Here is a 19,658-nt window from a genome sequence, read left to right as displayed (position 1 = left end):
CGCGAGGAAGAGGGCGATCTGCCACCACCTCGGTGACTGTGGAGGCATCACCCCGCTTCGTGCGAGAGTCGGCGAACCGGGGTTTACAGCGAGTAGCCCCAGCGGGCGAGGGGCTCGGCCAGGACGTCCTCGACGTCGGCGAGCTGCTTGGGAGTGAGCTCCTCCCGGTACGCCTGGCTGCGGCCGGAGGTGATCTGCTGGCGCTCGAACCCCGCCTGGAACTCGGGGCTCCAGTCCAGGCCGAGGAACTCGAGCATCTGCTTGCAGGTGGCCACAGGGTCGAGCAGGAAGTCCTCGTAGCGCACGTCGAGCCACTGGTCGGCAGGCGTGAGGGCGCGGGCGTCCTCGTAGGCCGCCATCAACATCTTCCACGCCAGCGCCGCGAGGACGGGGAAGGACCGTCGGTGGTCCACCCACTCCTGCTGCAGGTCAGCGGGCAGCGGGCCGTAGATCCACTTGTCGGGACCCTTCCAGCCGTCCCACCAGCCCATCTGGAGCCATGAGCTCGCGACGGCGCGTCCGTCCCTCACGACGTTGACGACCTTGAGGTCGGGCACGGCCTCCCGCAGGAAGCCGACGCGCGGCCAGCCGGTGAGGTGCTGCACCATCACGTCGCAGCCCTGCGCTCCCTTGCGGTGCTCGAAGAAGTCGACGACGCGCGGTCGCAGGTGGGGGGTCATGTCCTCGGCCAGCAGGTCACGGCAGGGGGTCGAGAAGCCCGACATCACGTGGCGGTCGAAGAGCTGGTAGCCCTCCGACGGCGCCACACGCATCCGGCCGCGCTGGAACAGCGCCCCCTCGGCGAGGGCCCGCATGCCCGCCGGGCGCTGGCCGCCGAGCCGGTAGAGGCGGCCGTTGTGGCGACCGCGGAGGTTGAGCCGGGGCAGCTTGTCGTCGATCCCGGAGATGAAGCCGGTCGCGGGATGGCGCGACAGCGTCTCCTGGACCAGTGTCGTGCCACTGCGGCCGGTACCGGTGACCAGAGCCAGCATGATGTCCTTTCTCAGCGCGCCCGGCCCGCCGAGGTGGCCGAGCGGCTCACCACACGACGGACCGTCCGCGGGCGCGGCGGGGTACGGGTGTCGAGCGGGTAGCGGAACCGGCGCAGGCCGGGAGCCGTGAGGAGGGTGACGACCGCACGGTCCCGCCGCGACATGGCCGTGCGCCACTGGTCGTCGGCCCGCAGCGTGATCTCGCCCGTGTCGTGGCGGTTGGGGTTGCCGGCGACCGAGTGGGTCGGCGCGAGCTGGACCCGGTCGGGCGCGAGGAACGGGAGGTCGGCCGGGTCGGCCCCGACCATCGCGGCGACCCGACCGAGCTGGCCGACGGGGTCGGCGATGAGGTCCTCGTAGCGCACGCGGCACACCCGCTGGTCGCCGTCCCTCCACAGACGCAGGGCCGTGAGGTTCCAGACGGTCCACAGCACCGAGCTCTTCCACGTCTCCTGCCGTTGCATCTGGGCACCTACGGCGGTGTCGCGCGTCGGCTTCGACCGCAGCCAGGAGAAGGCGGTGGCCCGGGGGTCCCGCACGAGGTGCAGGACGTAGAGGTCGATCCCGGGCTGCTGCCGCAGCAGCAGGCCGTAGGGGGGCAGCTTCGAGCCGTCGATGACGAGGTCGGCCCCGGTCTGGTCGGCGATCGCGCGGTAGAGGTCGGTGACCGCGATGTCGTCGGGGTGGGCAGGCAGGGCGCGCCGGCCGAGGGCGTCGCGCAGCAGGGCGCCGGGCAGCCGTGCCATGCGCAGCCGCCCGAGCAGCCGGCGCCCGATCGCGGGCTCGTCGCGCTCGCTCCCGGCGTCCGCCCGCAGCCGCGCCATCACCGCGGTCCACACGGGGCAGGCGCTGAACGGCTGACCGCAGCCGCACAGGTGGTCCTGCTCGACCCCGCGCTGCCACAGGTAGCGCAGCTCGCCCGCGGCGAAGGCGCCCGGCAGCTGCCCGAGGATGTTGCTGACGACGGTGGTGCCGCTGCGCCCGCTCCCGGCGAAGTACAGGACGCGGACGGGCGGGTGCTCCTGCGGCGTCACGAGGCTCCTTCGAGGGTCTGGGCGCCGGCCTGCCACGACGTCGCACCGGCCGCGACCGGTTCGCCGCGGTAGATGGCGTCCAGGCGGCGCAGGTGCAGCTGCGGGTCGAACTCCTCGGCCAGCCGCTGCCGTCCGGCCCGGCCCATCGCGGTCGCCGTGGTCGGGTCGGTGCGCAGCCGCAGCATGGCGTCGGCCAGGGCGTGCGGGTCGTCGTGGGCGACGACCAGGCCGTCGACGCCGTCGCGCACGAGCTCGGGCATCCCGCCGAGGTCGGTGACGACGGCCGGCACCTCCGCGGCGTAGGACTCCAGGATCGTCATGGGCTGGTTCTCGTGCCACCGCGACGGGACGACCGTGGCGATGGACCCGGCCACGACCTCCCGGAGCCGCTCCTTGTCCAGGCGCCCGTGGAAGGTCACCTGCGCCGGTGCGACCTGCCTGGCGAGGACCGTCAGGTCGTCGCGCGCCGGGCCGTCACCGGCGATGTGGAGGTGGACCGTCGGGGGAAGCAGGGCCATCGCGCGGATGAGCGTGTCCACACCCTTCTCGGGGGACAGGCGGCCGGCGAAGACGAACCCATCCCGGTGCGCCGCAGGCATGACTGGCGCCACCTCGACGAAGTGGTTGAGCACCGCCAGCCGCTCGGGCGCCAGGCCCGTGCGCGCCATCACCCCGGCGAGGAACCGGCTGGGGCTGATGAAGACGTCGACGGGGCCGTAGGCGCGCATGGCCCGGTGCACCGACGACTCGAGCGACAGCAGGGTGCTCGCGGCCAGGGAGTCGCCCTTGCACCGGCGCCGGGCGGCGTTGAGGGCGCTGCCCCCCACACACGCGTCGCAGAGGCTTCCGTGGTCGAGCATCTGGTAGCTGGGGCAGGCCAGCTTGTAGTCGTGCAGCGTCATGACGCTGCGGACCCCGGCGCGCCGCACCGCGGCCAGCACCGAGGGGGACAGCTGGTGGTAGATGTTGTGGAGGTGCACGACATCGGGCTGGAAGCGCTCGACTGCCCGCGCCATACCGCGTGAGCTCGACGGCGACCACACCATGCGGGCACCGGCGGCGAGGCCGGCGAGGCCTCCTGGTGCGGGCTCGAGCTCGACGTGCGGGGGGAAGGTGTCGGCCAGCGGCAGGTCCGGCAGGTTGTCCGGGTGCGCCATGCCGAACAGCTCGACCTCGTGGCCCGCGCGGCGCTGCAGCTCCACCACGTCGAGCATGTACCCCTCGGCCCCCCCGCGGCGGTACAGGAACTTGTTGACGTGCAGGATCCGCACCCTCGACTCCCTTCCCCTCGTACGGCTCGTCGACGCCGGACGCCTCTCGAGCACCACGCCGATTCTTGTCTCCCGCACGGGCGCCGGAGTACGTCGTTTGCACGGGTCCGTTGCACCCCACCTGCAGGTCCACCTCGTCTCCGGGCTGATGAATGGTGGAGGGGCGGTGTCGGGGATGGGCGGAGATCGGTGGAGTCGTGAAGCGGAGTGCAAGGGCCACGGCCACGAGGACGATCCGTCGCGCCCTGACGTGGCAGCCGAAGCGGCAGGGCGACGGCCCCCTCGAGGTGGCACAGCTGATCAGCCCCCTGCGCTACGACGTGCTCGTGCGCGCCCAGTTCTTCGAGTTCCTGACCCACCGCCCCGCCGGCGAGACCGCCGACCGGCTCGTCGCGGACGCCTGGGAGGAGCCGTACGCCGTGTGGTTCCGCGAGGTCGCGATGGCCCGGTTCCGGCCGTGGGTGCTCAAGGATCCCGTGGCCCTGCGGTCCAACTTCGCCGAGCGTGTGCTCGCGAGCCGCGACCTGCTGAAGTCGTTCGACACCAACGGTTTCGATGCGCGGACGCCGGTCACCCTGCGGATGACCACAGGCGTTCAGGCCACGGACACCGGCGCACGGATGAGCCGGACCGTCCACGTCGGGGACGGCGGCCACCGGCTCGCGCTGCTGCTGCAGAGCGGGTCGGCCCTGCAGCCGCACATGTACCGCCTGGACCCCCGTCCTGTGCCGCTCATCGACAACACCGCGGTCCTCCTCGGGCCGCTCGGCCTCAGCGACGCCCAGTACTGCGCCTTCGTCGAGGCGGGCTACGGCCGCCACGGCTTCCGGGACGTCCACACGCTGCTCGCCGCCGTCGCCGCGGAGGACGCCGTCGCGGGTTCCGAGCTGCGCAGCGTGCTCGAGGCCCACGCCCGCGCACCGCGGCCGGTGGTGTGACGTGACCGGCACCCCGACCCCGCACGCGGACCAGGCTTGGCTGCCCTACTACGTGGGCAAGGTCCGCCGACACCTGCACTGGGCCCGGACCGAGGGCATCGGCCGACTCGTCGAGGAGGACCGCCTCGACCCGAGGGAGCGCATCGGCACGGCCCTGCGCAAGGCGCGGTGGCGCCGCGCCCACGGCGTCCCGCCCGGTGCAGCGCGACCGGTCTACGTGGTCGGACTCCAGCGCTCGGGCACCAACATGATCATGCGCGGGGTCGACCAGGCCCCCGAGGTGGACGTCTGCAACGAGAACGACCGCCGGGCCTTCTCGCGGTTCAGGCTGCGCCCGGACGAGACCCTCGTGTCGGTCGTGCGGTCGAGCCGGCACCGCATCGTGCTCGTCAAGCCGCTGTGCGAGTCGCACCGCGTCGACCAGCTCCTCGCCCTCCCGGGTCTCCCGGCGGGCCGGGCCGTCTGGGTCGTCCGCGACCCCGAGGACCGGGCGCGCTCGGAGGTCTCCAAGTTCGGCGACTCCAACCTGCAGGCGCTCCGGCAGGTCGCGGCAGGACACGGCGACGACATCTGGCAGGGGCAGCGGCTGCCCCGCGCGTCCGTGGACCTGGTGCGGTCCTTCGACCTGGAGACGATGACCCGGGAGACGGCCGCGGTGCTCTTCTGGGTGGTGCGCAACCAGCTGTGGTTCGACCTGGGCCTGGACCGCCGGCCCGACGTCATGCTGGTGTCCTACGACCGGTTCGTGGCCGACCCGCACGGCCAGATGCGCCGGCTCTGCGCGTTCATCGACCTGCCCTACCGCCCGGTGCTGTGCTCCCACGTGACGCCACGCACGAGCCACGGTTCCGCAGCCCTGCCGATCGACCCCGACGTGCGCCGCCTCGCCCGCGGCCTGCTGGCCCGGCTCGACGAGGCAGCCGTCCGCGCCCCGGGCACCGCTGCGACGCAGGCCCCGGTGCCGGCCGGGGGCGAGGGATGAGCCGTCGCCTCCGCACGGTCCGGGCCAGGGCGGCAGCGGCCCTCGTCGCAGGTGTCGCCGTCGTCGGGCTCGTGGGGTGCACGGCGCCCACCAGCGGCGACCAGTCCGTGGACACGGGCACCGCCGCGACGTCGACCGGACCGGCCTGGGGGACGTCCGGACCTTCGGGGAGCACCACCGGAGCGACGGGTCAGGCGACGCCGATGGGTGCCAAGTGGGACTGGGGACGCTTCACCGAGTTCGGGCCCTTCCTCAAGTCGGTGTCGGGGGGCACCACCTACTACGAGGTCGTGTGGTGCGACGTCGAGAAGAAGCAGGGGAGCCCCGACTGGTCCTCGCTGGACCGGATCGCGACCCGGAGCCGGGAGATCGGCACCACCCTCATGCTCAAGCTGCGGGTGGGCCGGTGCTGGGCCACGTCCGGTGACGCCCAGTACCAGCGTGGCAGCAAGGCCAAGACCGAGTCGGCCATGCCCACGGACCTCGGCGCCTACAAGGCCTGGGTCCAGGCTGCCGTGACGCGCTACTCCAAGCTCGGCGTCCACGAGTACGCGATCGAGAACGAGATCAACTCGGCGAGCTTCTGGGCGGGCACGCCGCAACAGTTCGAGACCCTGGCCCGGGCGGCCTCGGGTGAGATCCGGGCCAGCGACCCCGAGGCCAAGGTGGTCGACGCGGGCCTGAGCAGCACCAGCTACGGCTACGGCATCGCCGACTGGCTCCTGAAGCAGGGCAGGGACGCAGACGCGCTCTCGGCCTGGAACGCCTACTTCGAGCGTCGCATCGGCACCCGTGGCAACCAGATCGTCGCGGTGCACACGCGGGCCGACCTCGAGACCGCGCTGAAGTCGGAGCAGGGGGTGCGCAACCTCGTCTACCTCGACCTGATGCGCCAGCTCGCGGCCAGCAAGGTGACCGACGTGCGCCAGATCCACTTCTACGAGAAGTACTCCGCGGTGCCGACGCTCTTCGCCTACCTGAAGTCGCACACGCCGTACGGCACGCCGATCCAGGCCTGGGAGGTCGGCAGCTTCGACAAGAGCGGCGCCACCACCGACGACGCGACCAAGAGCGAGGAGGTCCTCAAGACCATGAGCCTCGTCCTGGCCGAGGGCGCCACCGTCGCGGTCTGGCTGCCGCTCGCCTTCGACCCGGGCGGCCGCAACGGTGACGAGCCGCGCTACGGCCTGCTCGAGCCCGACGGCCAGGTGCGCCAGGCCGGGCGGATCTTCCAGGCCATGGTGGAGGCCTCCCGGGGGGCCAAGGTCGTCAAGATCTCGGTCGCAGGCATGACGGGGGTGGGGTTCGACCGTGGCGGCACGGCCACCGCCTTCGTCTGGTCGGACGGGCACGCCGTCGTGCAGCTGCCGGACGGCGGCAAGGCCGCCTCGGTCGAGTCGCTCGACAAGCCCACCGCCGGCGCCACGACCACCCTCGGCGCCACGCCGCAACGGCTGACCCTCCCCGTACCCACCGCGACCTTCCTCAAGGAACAACGATGAGCGACCAGAGGCAGAGCCTGCTGTTCGTCGGCGGCCTGCACCGCAGCGGGACCACACCGCTCGCCAGGGCCCTCGCCACCCACCCCGAGATCAGCGGGCTGTCGGGCACCGGGGTGCGCGAGGACGAGGGCCAGCACCTGCAGCGGGTCTACCCCAAGGCCAAGGTGTACGGCGGCTCCGGCCGGTTCGCGAACGACCCGCGGGCGCACCTCACCGAGGACAGCCCGCTGGTCAGTGCCGAGAGCGCAGCGGCCCTGCGCCGAACGTGGGACCCCTACTGGGACCTCGACCGGCGCTACCTGCTGGAGAAGTCGCCACCCAACCTCGTCATGGGGCGGTTCCTGCAGGCCCTCTTCCCAGGCGCCCCCGTCATCGTCGTCATCCGCCACCCCGTGGTCGTGGCGCTGTCCAACAAGAAGTGGCGCAAGGCCGTCTCGTCGGACCCGCGCAAGTTCGAGACCATCAGCGGCCTGGTCCAGCACTGGCTCACGGCCCACCGGACGTTCCTCGCCGACGCCCCGCACCTGGCGCCGCTGCACGTCCTGCACTACGAGGACCTCGTGGCCGACCCGGCCGGCGAGCTGGGTCGCGTCGAGGCCTTCCTGGGCCTGTCCTCGCCCATCGACGCGAACACCATCCGGGTCGGCGCCAGCCAGCCCTACGAGCGCACCTGGGACGACTGGAGGGCCTCCTGGTGGCGCCCCGGCCACTGGCAGCGCCGTCTCGTCGAGAGCCGGTTCGGCGACGACCTGGCGTCCTTCGGCTACGGGCTGGACGACCTGTCGAGGCACGACGTGGGCGTGGGGCCGGCGTCAGCCGTCCCCCACCCCCCGCGTCTCACCCAGGCCTGAAGAGAGGAACCGCCGTGCGCCACCGCCCACTGCTCACCGTCCTCGCGACCTGCGCCCTCGTGGCGGCAGGCGTCCTTCCGGCGCGGGCCAGCGTCGGCACCACCGTCGCCAGCCCCTGCGCACAGCCCAACGGCAGGGTCGCCGCCATGGCCGTCAGCGGGCGGACCCTCTACGTCGGCGGCAGCTTCACGAGCGTGCGCGACCGCGCCGGCGTCCTGCAGCCGCGGGCACACCTCGCCGCGGTCGACGCCAACACCTGCGACCTCCTCCCGTGGCGGGCGGACACCGATGCCGACGTCTACGCCCTCGAGGCGTCCGCGGGCGTCGTGTACGCCGGCGGCGCGTTCACCCACGTAGGCGGCGTCGCACGGGCCAGGCTCGCGGCCCTGGACGCGACCGCGAAGGTGCTCTCCTTCGACGGGGCGCTCGACAAGCCCGTCCGGGCCCTGGACGCGGTCGACGGCTCGCTCTACGCCGGCGGCGACTTCCTCAAGGCCCAGGGCGCCACGCGCACCCGTCTGGCTGCGTACGACCTCGCCACCGGCGCCGTCCGCGGCAGCTGGACCCCGGCAGCCAACGGGGCCGTGACGAGCGTCGAGGGCCGACCCGGGGCGGCGCAGGTCTACGTCGGCGGGAACTTCACCGCCGTCAGCGGCTCGTCCCAGCCATACCTCGCGCTCCTGGCCACCGCCGACGGTGCCGTGGACGAGGGGTTCAGCCCGTGGGCCGGCTACGACCAGGCCCCGTTCCCGCTGATCGACCTCGCCGCCGACGGCCGGGGGCTCTACGCCGGTGGTGGCGGCTCCGGCGGGCACCTCGTCATCTGGAACCTCGACGGCACGCTGCAGCGACCGGTCTACCAGACCGACGGCGGGGTGCAGACGGTCGCGGTCGACGGCGACTCCCTCTACGTCGGCGGGCACTTCACCAACTACTGCGTGGGCAACACCGGGGCCGGCCACCCGTACATCTGCACCACCCCGCTCTCGCGGCGCAAGGCCTTCGAGGTCCGGCTGTCGACGGGCGAGCTCACCAGCTGGGCGCCCAGGTTCAACAGCCCGCACGGCGTGCTGACGGAGGCCGTCGACCCGGTCACCCACGGTCTCTGGACCGGCGGTGACTTCACCAAGATCGGCACCAAGGCCGTCACCCACCTGGCCGACTTCAGGCCGTAGCGCCACTGGTCTTGCACCACCACATCACCAACCCAGGGGAGATCCAATGAAGGTCAAGTCACTCGCGCTCACGTCAGCCCTCGCGCTGGCGTCGTCGGCGCTCGCCGTCGCAGGCGGGGCCGGCACAGCGGCAGGGGCCAACCCGCCCAGAGCCGCCGCAGCCGTCGCCCCCACCGTGTCCGCACCGTGCGGCACGGGCGCGACGGCACCGACGACGTACACGCACGTCGCCCTGATCATGTTCGAGAACAAGCCGCTCAAGAAGATCGTCGGCAACACCACCGACGCGCCCTACCTCAACTCGCTCATCAAGGCCTGCAGCTACAGCAAGAACGACCTGTCGCTGTCGACCACGAGCCTGACGAACTACATCGCCCTGACGTCCGGCTACAAGGGCTGCAGGACGGCCGACAGCAACGGCGTCTGCACCAGCGAGCTGGAGATCACCTCCAACAAGGACACGACCGTCTGGCCCCAGGCCTCGAAGAGCATCTTCGAGCTCATGGGCAACGACGCCGTGGAGTGGGGCGAGTCGATGACGACGAACTGCCAGCTCAAGAGCAGCGGCGACTTCGTCATCAACCACACGCCGTTCCAGTACTACACGCGGACGCAGGCGACGCTGTGCAAGGCGAACGCCCGGCCGTTCCCGGCCAACGCCGCGGACACACTGTCGGCCAAGTTCAACCTGATCATCCCCAACAAGCCGCACATCATGCACCTGGTGCCCAACACCACGGTCAGCCAGCGCATCCAGAACGGCGACAACTGGGCGAAGACGTTCATCCCCCAGCTGCTGAGCTCGGCGGCGTACCAGTCCGGGAACACGGCGATCATCATCACGTGGGACGAGGGCAACGGCAGCAACTTCTACGTGCCGCTCATCGTCATCACGCCGTCCACCCAGGCCGGTGGCGTCTCGTCGGTCGCCTACAACCACTACTCGGTGCTCAAGGGTGTCCAGCAGATGGTCGGGTCGGCCTCGCCGCTGCTCGGCCACGCCGGCGACGCGGGGGTCGGTTCGATCCGGGACGACGCGGTCTTCAGGATCAAGCCCTGACGGACACCGCGCACGGATGAGGCCCCCTCCCTTCGGAGGGGGCCTCGCTCGTGTGGTGGACCGGCGGTGGGCGGCCGCCGCAGCCAGCGGCGCCGCAGCCGCGCGCCCGCCATCCGCGCCACCTCGCTACTGGTAGCCGAGCTCGCGCAGGGTACGTCGCGCCGTGAGCTGGAAGAGCAGGCGCATGAACGGGTCCAGCTCCTTGCGGTAGGTGCCGACGCGGGAGGAGTAGACCGCCGCGTCGGTGCCCTCGCCGGCCCGGCGCGACGTCGCCTGCGCGTGGTAGCGGGCGGGCACGTCGTGGGAGTGCGACTCGAAGTCGAGCATCCCCGGCTCCCACGGCTCGCCCAGGAAGTCCATGAGGGACCGCAGCGTCGCCTCCTGGTCGGTGACCAGGTCCTCGTACCGGAGCTCGTGGTACTGGTGCGCCGGGAGCGCCACGCCCCCCGCCCTGGCCTGGGCGATGTAGCGCGGCCACTTCACGGACGACTTGACGCACGACCAGTACCCGAAGCGCTTGCGGTGCGACACGGCGACGTCACGGCCGTCACGGATGACGTGGACGATCTGCGCGTCGGGGAAGAGTCGCAGGATGAAGTCGAGCTTCATGGCGTAGCGCGGGCTCTTGTCTGCCCAGCGCTCCTTGCCCCGACCTGCGGCGTAGTCGGACTGGATGCCGCCGAAGAAGCCCGCGATGCGGCTCAGCCACTCCTCCTGGCTGAAACCGTACTGCGACAAGCGTTTCCAGTCCGACCCGACGATGCGCTCCATGTCCTCGAGGAACCGCGTCTCGGGCCCACAGCTGATCCGTGAGTGCGAGTCGAGGATGAGGCGCAGCATCGTCGTGCCGGACCGCTGGCAGCCGACGACGAAGATCGGCGCGGTCGAGGTGCGGGGGAGCGACGACTCGGACTCGGACGTGCGGGTCTCGGGTTCGGAGATCGACATGGTGGTCGCCCGTCAGCTCCTGTTGGCCGGCCGCGGCACGGACGGCCCGGTGACGTTGTCCGCCCCGGTCTTCGCGCCGTTCGTGCTGCCGTTGGCGACCCCGTTCGTCGCAGCCGTGGCACCGTTGCTGGCGGCGCTCGTGCTGCCGTTGGTGGCGGCGCTTGCGGTCCCGTGGGGGGCCGGTGCGGCCGCCGTCCCGTGGGGTGCCGTGGCGGAGGGCGTGGACGCCTCGGTCGCCGCCGGCTGCACGGACACCTCGGAAGCGTCCTCGACCGTTGTCGCGGTCCCCGCCGCCTCTAACTCGCGGGCGCGACGGTTGCGGGCCAGCATCTCGAGGGCCAGGACCAGCACCAGGGCGAGGAAGAACGCTGCAGCGCCCACCGATGCCGTGGTGGTCAGGACCACCGGCACCCGGTCGACGGTGTGGGCCCCACCGATGAACACGATCTTGGTCGGGTCGGCGTTGGCGAGCTGGACGGTCGCGGTCGACAGCTTGGCGTTGGCCGCGTCGAGGCCGGCCACGGCGGTGTCGCGCGCCGTGGTGAGCGTCGTGAACTCGTTGAGGATGGGCCCGAACTTGGCCAGGTCGGCCCTCGCCGAGGCGATCGGGCTGCCCAGCGCCGCGGCGCCGACCGAGTTGCCGGCGGCCGTGAGCGACGCCTGCTGCTGCACGAGGCTGTTGACCCGGGCGAGCTGGGCCTCGTAGGCCTTCTGCGGGTCGGCCATCGAGTACTTGGCCGTGAAGGTGCCGATGGCCGTGCTGGCGTCGTCGACGGCCTTCTTGGCGGCCTCGACGCGGCCCTGCGCCGACTGCACCTGGCTCTCGAAGAGCGTGCGCAGCGTCGCGGTCGTCACGCCGTTGAGCACGGGCACGACGGTGTCCTTCTTGGTGGTCGTGTAGGTGACCGCCAGGCTCGCGCTGGTGAGGCGCTGGGTGACCACGAGCCCGTCGTTCAGGGTGGCGGTGCCGACCCCGGTGTCCAGGGACACGAGGCGTCGCACCACCGGTCCGGACGCCGTCGCCTCGAAGGCGGAGACGAACTGGTTCACGCCCTGGGCGCCCGTGTACTGCGAGTCCAGGCTCCCCACGAGGGCGGGCGGGTCCACCACCGCGGTCGCCGTGTAGGACGGCGGCTGGCTGAGCAGGAGTCCTGCCGTGGCCACCATGCTGATGAGCGGCAGCAGGATGACGAGCGCCAGCCGGCGCCGGGCTGCCTTGAGGAAGTCGATGATCTCCACGGTTATGAGTCCCCTCGGGTGGTGGTGTCGGACCACGTGAACCCCACGCCGGGCAGCTTCGCCAGGCGGTCGTTCCACGGCCGGTAGTGGTGGTCGAGCTCGCGCGCCAGGTCATCGCTGATGTCCAGCGGGCGGTGGGTGGGCTTGAGGCGGTCGAGGCCGTCCAAGGTCACCGGTGAGAGGCCCAGGTGGGCCCAGACACGGTCCAGCTCACCGTGGGGGTCGGTGAACATCGACTCGCTGCGCAGGACGAGCACCTGCGCCGGGTCGAACAGCGCGTAGAGGCGCTCGAGCTGTTCGGCGTAGTGCCCCCGTCGCAGGTAGGCGTGGTGGCGGTGCGAGAAGCTCTCGTACGAGGGGTCCCGGCGCAGCCGCTCCTCCTCGCCGGCGAGGCGCTCGTCCTCGAGGCGCAGCGCCTCCTCGAACGGCTGGTCCTCGTAGCCCTGCTGGGTCTCGTACTGGTGGTGCGACCAAGCGCGCGCGACGGGCTCGCGCAGGCTCACCACGAGGCGCACGTCGGGGAGCTCGCGCGCGATCCACTCCGGAGCAAGGGGGTGGAACATGTAGTAGGGGCTCGCCTCGCCGGTGAGCCGCTGCCCGCTCGTCGCAGGCGGGAAGCAGGAGAGGTACCAGGACCACCCCCGGCCGTGGTTCACGTCGAAGTAGTGCGTGCCCTTGCTGCTGCGGCAGGGCGCCACCTCGGGGTGCTGGTTGATGTAGTGCGCGATGGAGGTCGACCCACCCCGCTTGGTGCCCACCACGAGGTATCCCGGCACCATCCCCGTGCGCCGCGGCAGGGCCGCACGCAGCGGAGCGAGGACGCGGCCGGCGGCTCTGCGAGTGTTCATCCTGCCTCTTTCCCCGTGCTGCGGGGAGGGGGCGTCGACGACGCCTGGGCCCGCCGGGAAAACGATAGTTCCGCCGTCCTCCCGAGAAGCGGGATTGATTGGTTTCACAGGCGATTCCGATCTTTCGGATGATCCAGGGAGGGCGTTCGTGCAGTCCTGCGCGGTATCGCAGGATTCGCCCCCGGAGAGCGGTGCGGGGTGCGAGGATGTGGGCGGGGCACGACCGACGACGTGATGAGGGGTTCCTGCCATGCGACGCAACACACTGGTGACCACGGCACTGGCCGTCTGCCTCCTCGCGGGGTGCGCTTCGGGGGACGGGACGGCACCGCCGACCACGACCTCCTCGAGCTCCTCCACCTCGTCCACGACGACGTCCCCGAGCTCGACGACCTCGTCGTCCTCCTCTGCCGCGGTGCCGACCACGAACCCGGCCCTGGCTGCCGCGCTCAACACGCTGGCGGCACGGTCGCGGGTGCTGAAGTCCAACGCCACGCTGGACGCGCTCAGGACGTCGTCCACGGCGGGCACGGCGTCGGCACGCAACGGCCTCAAGGCAGTTCGCGCCGCGGCATACCCCATCGAGACCCGCAGCTGCTCGCGCATCGCGTCCGGGCTGAGCCTGACCCGCTGGGGCTCGGCCAAGGCCTCGGCCGCAGGCGCGAAGGTGCCGGCCGCAGCCGCCACCCGCAGGTCGCAGATCGCGGCGCTGCGGTCGGCCACTGCCGCCGTCGCCAAGCTCGCGTCCTCGCAGCCGGCGGGCGCCTCCCCGACCCCGGCCGAGATCGGCGCGGCGGTGAAGGCGGCCACCGCGCAGGCGTCGGCGGAGACGACGTCGCTCAACACGCTCGTGGCAGGGGTGTCGGACAACACCGCGAGATCACGCGACATGGCAGCCACGGCGGCGTCGATCTTCGCGAAGGTCTGCTGAGGAGCGCTGCCCTCGTCGCTGCCGAGGCGTTCGCGTGGTGCGGCGGTCATGCCCGTCCCTCCACGGCCCGGCGACGGAATGCCTTGCCCCGCAGCAGCGATCGCGTGAGCGCCTTGTCCTCGGCATCGAGTCCCAGCGCAACCAGGGCGCCGAAGAACACGACGACGACGGCTGGTGCCGCCACGAGCAGGACGTCGGTCCACGTGGCCACCCAGCGGCTCACCAGCCAGGCCGCCCCGACCGCCGGGACGGTCGCGGCGGCGACCTTGCCCAGCCCCGCGCCGGCGGCGTGGATGCCGACGACGAGCTGCGCCTGCAGCACCTTGACGACGTTGGCCGTGACGAGGCTGGCACTCCATGCGATGGCCGCCCCCACGACGCCGTAGCGGGGGATGAGCACGAGGTTGAGGACGATGTTGAGGACCAGGACGCCGACGTTGTCCAGCATGTTGAGCATCACGCGGCCGGACATGTTGAGCACCGTCCCGCACGGCCCGGCGGCAGCGCTGACGAGCTGTCCGAGCGCGAGGATCGCGGTAACGGCCGCGGCGCTGCGGTAGCCGCGCCCGAAGTAGCCGAGCAGCTGCTCGCTGAAGGCGACCAGGAGGATGAACGAGGGCATCGACAGCACGAGGATCCAGCGGGCCGCGCTGCCGTAGGCCCTGGCCGCCTCCTCGCGCTGGTCGGTGTGCACGAGGTGGGCGAGGTGCGGGGTGAACGACGCGTTGATGGGCGCCATCACGAACACCGCGAGCATCACCAGCCGCGTGGCCACGTTGTAGGCACCGACGTCGTGCTGTCCGCGCAGGGCGCCGAGCAGCAGGGTGTCGACCCAGATGAGCCCGGTGGCGGCCAGTGCCGAGACCCAGCTGACCATGGAGAACCCGAAGATCTCGCGCACCTCGTAGCGGGCCGGCACCCGCGGCACGGGGCGCAGGCGCTTGCGGAGGGACAGCAGCGCCAGGATCGCGCTGGCCCACGACGAGATCGCCAGCGCCCACAGCGCGCCATCGACCCCGAGGCCTGCGGCCAGCGCCAGCGCCGTCAGGACGAGTCGCGCCACGGGGTCGACGATGCGGCCGATGACGGTGAAGGGCACCTGGGTGCGCCACCCCTGTGTGGCCGCGAGCGCGGCGTCGGAGATGGTCGCGGCCGGCAGGGTCAGGCCCACCAGCCGGATACCGGTGGTGAGCCCTTCGTCGCCGAGGGCCGGTGCCAGCCAGGGGGCCGACAGGGCGAGGGCGGCGCCGATGACCACGGAGGCGGCGACGGTCAGGCCCAGGCCGAGGCGTACGGTGCCGCGCAGCCGCCGCGCGTCGTCGTCGGCGACGTGCATGGCGACGAAGCGCGTCATCGCCGAGCGGAAGCCGGCCAGCGACAGCAGGCCGAGGAGCGACAGCAGCGCGAAGCACGAGGCGTAGCGCCCGACCTCGCGCTCGCCGAACCCCGCGAGGACCGAGATGATCGCGAAGAGCGACAGCTGGTTGCACACGGCTCCGACGAGGTTGAGGCCCCCGCCGCGGCCCATGCGGTTGATGGTCGAGCGCGACGGCTGCGCGCGCTCGAGCCGGCCCCTCGCCTCGGTGGTCACGACGACGACGCCGCCTGGCTCGCGTGGGCGGATGCCGGCGCGCTGGTGCGGCCCGCCGGGTAGAGCCCGTCGACGCGCCCCGTCACGGGGTTGCGCCGGGCGATGTACGAACCCGCAGCCGAGAACGTCGCGAGGTACCACAGGCTCACGACGTTGGACATGACGTTGGCGCCCGCGCTGCCGAGCAGGAAGCAGACGGCGCACCCCAGTGCGCCGGTGGCCACCGCGTGCTCGAACGTGCCCCGGACCGAGTTGCGGATCGCGGCGATCCCGTTGCGCAGCAACAGTGCGTGCATCGCGAGGTAGGCGAGGAGGCCGGCGATGCCGGTCTCGACGTAGGCGCGGATGAAGTCGTTGTGCGGCTGCTTTGCGGCGTCGGTCTGGTACTGCGTCATGTTGAGCCCGATGCCGGTGACCGGGTTGCTGTTGGCCAGCGGCAGCACCTCGGTCCAGTACTTCAGGCGCCACTCCAGGCTGTTGCCGGTCTCTGGACCACCGGGCAGCTGCTGCTGGGTGTCGGTCACGGTGGCGAAGCGGGCGCCGAGCCCGGGCACCAGCGCGACGGCGAGCAGGGCGGAGGCGGCGAACCCGACGAGCACTCCCTTGCGCCGTTGCACCACGGCGACGAGGACCACGCCGACGACGGCGGCGAGGATGGCGCCCCGGGTCAGCGTCATGAGCAGGAACATCGACGACAAGCCGAGCAGCGGCACCATGGCATAGCGACTGCGGCGCGAGAGCGACGGGTAGATCGCCACCCCGAACACGACCATGAAGGCCAGGTAGCGGGCGAAGGTGTTGGACTGCAGGAACGGCCCGGTGATGCGCGTGAAGCTGCCCTTGACCTCCGAGGGAGGGCTCCCGAAGACCATGAGCGCCAGGGTGTAGCCGAGGGGGAAGAGCAGGCCGGCGTAGGCGGCGTACAGCACCTTCTCGAGCGTCCGTCGGTCGACGATGACCTGCTCGAGGACGATGAACATCATGACCCAGGAGAGGATGCGCATGGCCTCCATGGCCGACGCTCCCGGCACCTCCGAGGAGATGACGCTGACCGTGCCCGCGGCCACCAGGCTGAGCAGGGCGATGCGCAGCGGCGAGCCCTTGAGCCGGCGCCCGTCGGAGTACTGCGCGAGCAGCCACAGCATGGAGGCGACCAGGAACAGCAGGGCGACGATGCTCGACGGGTCGAGGCCGCGCGAGGCGTTGTTGGTGGCGGTGTTGCCGGCCGAGGCGCCGGAGAGCTTGATGACGTCGAGGCTGGACCGGACGCCGAGGAGGAGCAGGACGAAGGGCGCGAAGCGCGTGAGCGCGAGGACCGCGACGCCGATGCCGACGACACCGACGAGCGGCAGCACCACCAGGCTCTTGTTGTCGCCACCGGCGGACAGGCCGGAGACCATGGCTGCAGCGCAGATCAGGACCGCGGCCCCGACCGTCGCGACCCTCCCGCCGAGGGAGGTGGGCAGCGCGGACGACCGCGGCCGGCGGTGGCTGCCGGCGCCGGGGTGGGTGGCGGGTGAGGCGCTCATGACGGCTGCCGTTCCGGGACGGGGGTGCGGGCGAGGCGGTGCCGGCGACTCGCCAGCGCGGGGAAGCCGTGCCGGTGCCGGACGACCATCCAGGCCGCGGGGGCAGCGAGGGCGAGGGCGAGGAGCGCGAACGCCGTCGTGACGGTGGGGACGCCGAGGAGCTTGAGCGACGACGCGAGCAGGACGAAGGCGAGGACTCGGCGGACCAGGCCGCCGGGCGCACGGGAGGAGACCCGGGCCCCGATCCAGGCGCCGGGCACGCTGCCGAGGATGAGCGACGCCGTGAGCGCCAGCTGGAAGTCGCCGAAGAAGATGTGCCCCAGGGCCGCCGACATCACGAGCGGCACAGCCTGGACGAGGTCGGTGCCGACGAGGGAGTTGGCCTTGAGCGTCGGGTAGAGAGCCATGAGCGCGATGATGATGAGCGATCCCGAGCCCACCGACGTCATGCCGACCACGAGGCCGCCGACCACGCCGATGGCCACCGTCGGGAGGATGCGCGGCGTGACCCGCGGCGGGCCCACCGGTAGCGGGTCGGCGGTGCCGTCGCGTCGCGCGGCCCGCTCGAGCAGGCGCATGTAGGCACGGACCGCCAGTCCGGTGGCGGCGATGAGCAGGGCCACGCCGAGGGCCACCTGCACCACGTGCTGGAGCTGCTCGCCGTCACCCAGCATCCGCATGACCAGGACGCCGCCGAACGCTGCCGGCACGGAACCCACCACGAGCCACTTCACCAGGCCGAGGCTGACCGTCCCGCGGCGCAGGTGGACGACCGACCCGACGGGCTTCATCACCGCGGCGGCGACGAGGTCGCTCGACACGGCCGTCAGCGGTGGCACGTTGAAGAACAGGACGAGGACGGGCGTCATCAGGGCGCCGCCGCCCATGCCGGTGAGGCCGACGACGATGCCGATCCCGAAGGAGGCCGCCACCATCAGGGGGTCGATGTTCATTCGCGTTCCTCCGAGAGCCAGCCACCCTCGATGAGGGTGTCGAGGACCATGCGCGCGGCCTGCGGCCGCTCGGTCCGGGAGGTGTCCACCCGGAGGTCGGCATCCACCGGCACGTCGTACGGCGCCGAGATCCCGGTGAAGTGCGGGACGGTGCCCTGGCGCGCGGCGGCGTACAGGCCCTTGAGGTCGCGCCGTTCGCACTCCTCGAGGGGGGTGGAGACGTGGACGAGCAGGAAGTCGCCCACGCACTCGGCCATCGCGCGCACCTCGGCACGCACCGTGGCCGCCGGGGCGATGGGGGAGCAGATGGCGATGCCGCCGTGCCGCGCGACCTCGGCTGCCACGTAGCCGATCCGGCGGACGTTGAGCTCGCGCGAGGCCTCGTCGAACCCGAGACCGGACGACAGCAGCTGCCGCACGCGGTCGCCGTCGAGGAGGGTGACGGTGCGGCTCGAGTGGGTCGCCACCCAGTCCGCGACGTCGCGTGCCAGCGTCGACTTCCCCGAGCCGGAGAGGCCGGTGAACATCACGACGAGCCCGCGGCGCGACCGGGGCAGGCGCCACGCGTGGAGGAGCTCGTGGGTGGTCTCGGGAAAGCCCTCGAGCCCCGCCTCGTCGTGGCCGTCGAGCAGTGCCGCCCTGGCCTGTCGCCAGGCCTGCGCGCTCGGGGCCGGGGCGTCGTCGAGCAGGAGGCGGACGTCCACCGCACGCAGCCGGGCGGCGACCCGACGGGCGAGCCCGGTGTCGCTGCGGGCGTCGCGCCCCTCCAGGGGGACGGTGAGGATGTCGGCAGAGGTCCCCAGCTCGGCGACGAGCGCCTCCGCGAGCCGCAGCAGCGTGGCCGTGCCCACGCGGTCGTGCCGGTCGCTCTGCTCCATGACCAGGACCACCGGCCGGTCGACGCCGGCGGCCCAGGCGGACAGGGCGGCGACGTCGGCGGTCGTCGCGGGCCGGCCCATCACGAGGACGGGCCGGTGGTGCAGGCTTTCGAGGTCGAAGTCCACCTCGGGGTGCGACGCGGCCCGTGACTCGCGGGTCCGCAGCGGGCGGGGGAGCCCGGTGAGGGCTACGTCGCTGCCCTCGACCGTGGTGAGCGACTCCAGCAGGGCGAGCGGTGTGTGCTCCTCGTCGCGCAGCACCAGCCGGCCGCTCGCGAGGGCCCGCTGGGCGGCCTCCGCCGTGGGCAGGACCAGGGTGACCTCCCCGGCCCTGCCCCGCACGGGGTCCGCAGCGCGTTCGGCGAGCGGCCCGCCGAGCACCTGGCCGCGGGGCAGCACGCCGGCCAGCCCGAGCAGCAGGTCGTGCACCAGCGCCGGTGGCAGGGTGAGGTCGGGCAGGTCGCCCAGTGGTGGCGCGGGTGGTGGTGGCGTGGTCGCCTCGGGTGTGACGGCCCGGCCCGGCGGGGTCTGGCGGTCGGAGACGAGCGTCATGAGCCCGCTCCCGCAGGCCGGAGGGCGCCGGCAGCCGCGGCGCGGGGTGCGCCACTGCTCTGGTTCGGTCCCATGTCCACCACCCCTGCGGACGCCACTGCGTCCGAGCTCGATACCTCTGCTCCACCGGTCCTCGCGACGTCCCTCCCGCCGCCGCAGGAGCTGCTTCCTGCGTGTCCCGCTCGGTGGGCCGAGAGCGCTCGAACGAGGTGCGCGCCGGTCCACCACCTGCGCGTCAATCCTCTGAGGAGCGGTCCAGCGGTGGCTCATCCAAAGGGATGAGCGTGTGGCCCACCGGCCGCCCGAGGTCCTCCGCCGAGCACCCTGTCGGGCGCGGTGGTTAGGGTTGGAGACACCCCATCGGCAGCTGCCGTGGGGCGTTCG

17 protein-coding genes are annotated in these 19,658 nt (G+C 72.2%); 7 read left to right on the top strand and 10 right to left on the bottom strand.

Annotated elements, in window-relative coordinates; all coding sequences use genetic code 11:
* Window positions 1–83 precede the first annotated feature (83 nt).
* From ASG70_RS00155 to ASG70_RS00145, 3 genes are read right to left on the bottom strand one after another with little or no spacing between them, the layout of a single operon-like run.
* Complete coding sequence (locus tag ASG70_RS00155; protein WP_056881848.1) at window positions 84–992, bottom strand: sulfotransferase; 909 nt, start codon at window positions 990–992, stop codon at window positions 84–86.
* Between the two features lie 11 nt (window positions 993–1,003).
* Window positions 1,004–2,026, bottom strand: coding sequence for a sulfotransferase (locus ASG70_RS00150; RefSeq protein WP_056881847.1), 1,023 nt, complete (start codon window positions 2,024–2,026; stop codon window positions 1,004–1,006).
* On the bottom strand, window positions 2,023–3,297 hold the full coding sequence (locus tag ASG70_RS00145) for a glycosyltransferase (RefSeq protein ID WP_056881846.1): 1,275 nt from the start codon (window positions 3,295–3,297) through the stop codon (window positions 2,023–2,025). The genes ASG70_RS00150 and ASG70_RS00145 overlap by 4 nt, the downstream gene beginning before the upstream one ends.
* A gap of 197 nt (window positions 3,298–3,494) precedes the next feature.
* Here ASG70_RS00145 and ASG70_RS00140 point away from each other — a divergent pair, with 197 nt between their 5' ends.
* From ASG70_RS00140 to ASG70_RS00115, 6 genes are read left to right on the top strand one after another with little or no spacing between them, the layout of a single operon-like run.
* Window positions 3,495–4,235 carry a hypothetical protein gene (locus ASG70_RS00140; protein ID WP_056881845.1) on the top strand — a complete coding sequence of 247 codons (741 nt, stop codon included), beginning with the start codon at window positions 3,495–3,497 and terminating at the stop codon, window positions 4,233–4,235.
* Between the two features lies 1 nt (window position 4,236).
* Window positions 4,237–5,217: a sulfotransferase gene (locus ASG70_RS00135; protein WP_056881844.1), complete on the top strand. Its 981-nt coding sequence runs from the start codon at window positions 4,237–4,239 to the stop codon at window positions 5,215–5,217.
* Complete coding sequence (locus tag ASG70_RS00130) at window positions 5,214–6,719, top strand: hypothetical protein (RefSeq protein WP_056881843.1); 1,506 nt, start codon at window positions 5,214–5,216, stop codon at window positions 6,717–6,719. The genes ASG70_RS00135 and ASG70_RS00130 overlap by 4 nt, the downstream gene beginning before the upstream one ends.
* Window positions 6,716–7,570, top strand: a complete 855-nt coding sequence (locus tag ASG70_RS00125; protein WP_056881842.1) for a sulfotransferase — start codon at window positions 6,716–6,718, stop codon at window positions 7,568–7,570. Before ASG70_RS00130 ends, ASG70_RS00125 begins: the two co-directional genes overlap by 4 nt.
* Before the next feature lie 14 nt (window positions 7,571–7,584).
* Window positions 7,585–8,745, top strand: a complete 1,161-nt coding sequence (locus tag ASG70_RS00120) for a delta-60 repeat domain-containing protein (protein ID WP_056881841.1) — start codon at window positions 7,585–7,587, stop codon at window positions 8,743–8,745.
* Between the two features lie 46 nt (window positions 8,746–8,791).
* Window positions 8,792–9,805 carry an alkaline phosphatase family protein gene (locus ASG70_RS00115; protein ID WP_056881840.1) on the top strand — a complete coding sequence of 338 codons (1,014 nt, stop codon included), beginning with the start codon at window positions 8,792–8,794 and terminating at the stop codon, window positions 9,803–9,805.
* 126 nt (window positions 9,806–9,931) lie between these two features.
* Here the strand turns inward: ASG70_RS00115 and ASG70_RS00110 are convergent, their stop codons facing one another.
* The 3 genes from ASG70_RS00110 to ASG70_RS19445 are packed head-to-tail and all read right to left on the bottom strand — an operon-like array spanning window position 9,932 to window position 12,840.
* Window positions 9,932–10,753, bottom strand: a complete 822-nt coding sequence (locus ASG70_RS00110; RefSeq protein WP_056881839.1) for a sulfotransferase — start codon at window positions 10,751–10,753, stop codon at window positions 9,932–9,934.
* A gap of 12 nt (window positions 10,754–10,765) precedes the next feature.
* The gene (locus ASG70_RS00105; protein WP_056881838.1) at window positions 10,766–11,992 is read right to left on the bottom strand and encodes a hypothetical protein; all 1,227 of its coding nucleotides are present in this window, start codon (window positions 11,990–11,992) and stop codon (window positions 10,766–10,768) included.
* Between the two features lie 2 nt (window positions 11,993–11,994).
* Window positions 11,995–12,840: a sulfotransferase gene (locus ASG70_RS19445; RefSeq protein ID WP_162253873.1), complete on the bottom strand. Its 846-nt coding sequence runs from the start codon at window positions 12,838–12,840 to the stop codon at window positions 11,995–11,997.
* 250 nt (window positions 12,841–13,090) lie between these two features.
* On the opposite strand from ASG70_RS19445, the gene ASG70_RS19440 reads away from it, so the two are divergent.
* Window positions 13,091–13,771 carry a hypothetical protein gene (locus ASG70_RS19440; RefSeq protein WP_056881836.1) on the top strand — a complete coding sequence of 227 codons (681 nt, stop codon included), beginning with the start codon at window positions 13,091–13,093 and terminating at the stop codon, window positions 13,769–13,771.
* Window positions 13,772–13,817: 46 nt separating this feature from the next.
* Here ASG70_RS19440 and ASG70_RS00090 read toward each other — a convergent pair whose 3' ends face one another.
* The 4 genes from ASG70_RS00090 to cysC are packed head-to-tail and all read right to left on the bottom strand — an operon-like array spanning window position 13,818 to window position 19,274.
* A complete protein-coding gene (locus ASG70_RS00090) occupies window positions 13,818–15,362 on the bottom strand; it encodes a flippase (RefSeq protein ID WP_056881835.1) in 1,545 nt (514 codons plus the stop codon).
* Entirely contained in the window at window positions 15,359–16,891 is a 1,533-nt protein-coding gene (locus ASG70_RS00085; protein ID WP_056881834.1) for an O-antigen ligase, read from the bottom strand. Before ASG70_RS00085 ends, ASG70_RS00090 begins: the two co-directional genes overlap by 4 nt.
* The gene (locus ASG70_RS00080) at window positions 16,888–17,844 is read right to left on the bottom strand and encodes a sulfite exporter TauE/SafE family protein (protein WP_056881833.1); all 957 of its coding nucleotides are present in this window, start codon (window positions 17,842–17,844) and stop codon (window positions 16,888–16,890) included. The genes ASG70_RS00085 and ASG70_RS00080 overlap by 4 nt, the downstream gene beginning before the upstream one ends.
* Window positions 17,841–19,274: an adenylyl-sulfate kinase gene (cysC, locus tag ASG70_RS00075; protein WP_056881832.1), complete on the bottom strand. Its 1,434-nt coding sequence runs from the start codon at window positions 19,272–19,274 to the stop codon at window positions 17,841–17,843. The genes ASG70_RS00080 and cysC overlap by 4 nt, the downstream gene beginning before the upstream one ends.
* Between the last annotated feature and the right edge of the window lie 384 nt (window positions 19,275–19,658).

This window comes from Phycicoccus sp. Soil748, assembly GCF_001428025.1.
Classification (GTDB): domain Bacteria; phylum Actinomycetota; class Actinomycetes; order Actinomycetales; family Dermatophilaceae; genus Pedococcus.
This window is presented reverse-complemented; position numbering and strand designations above follow the sequence as displayed.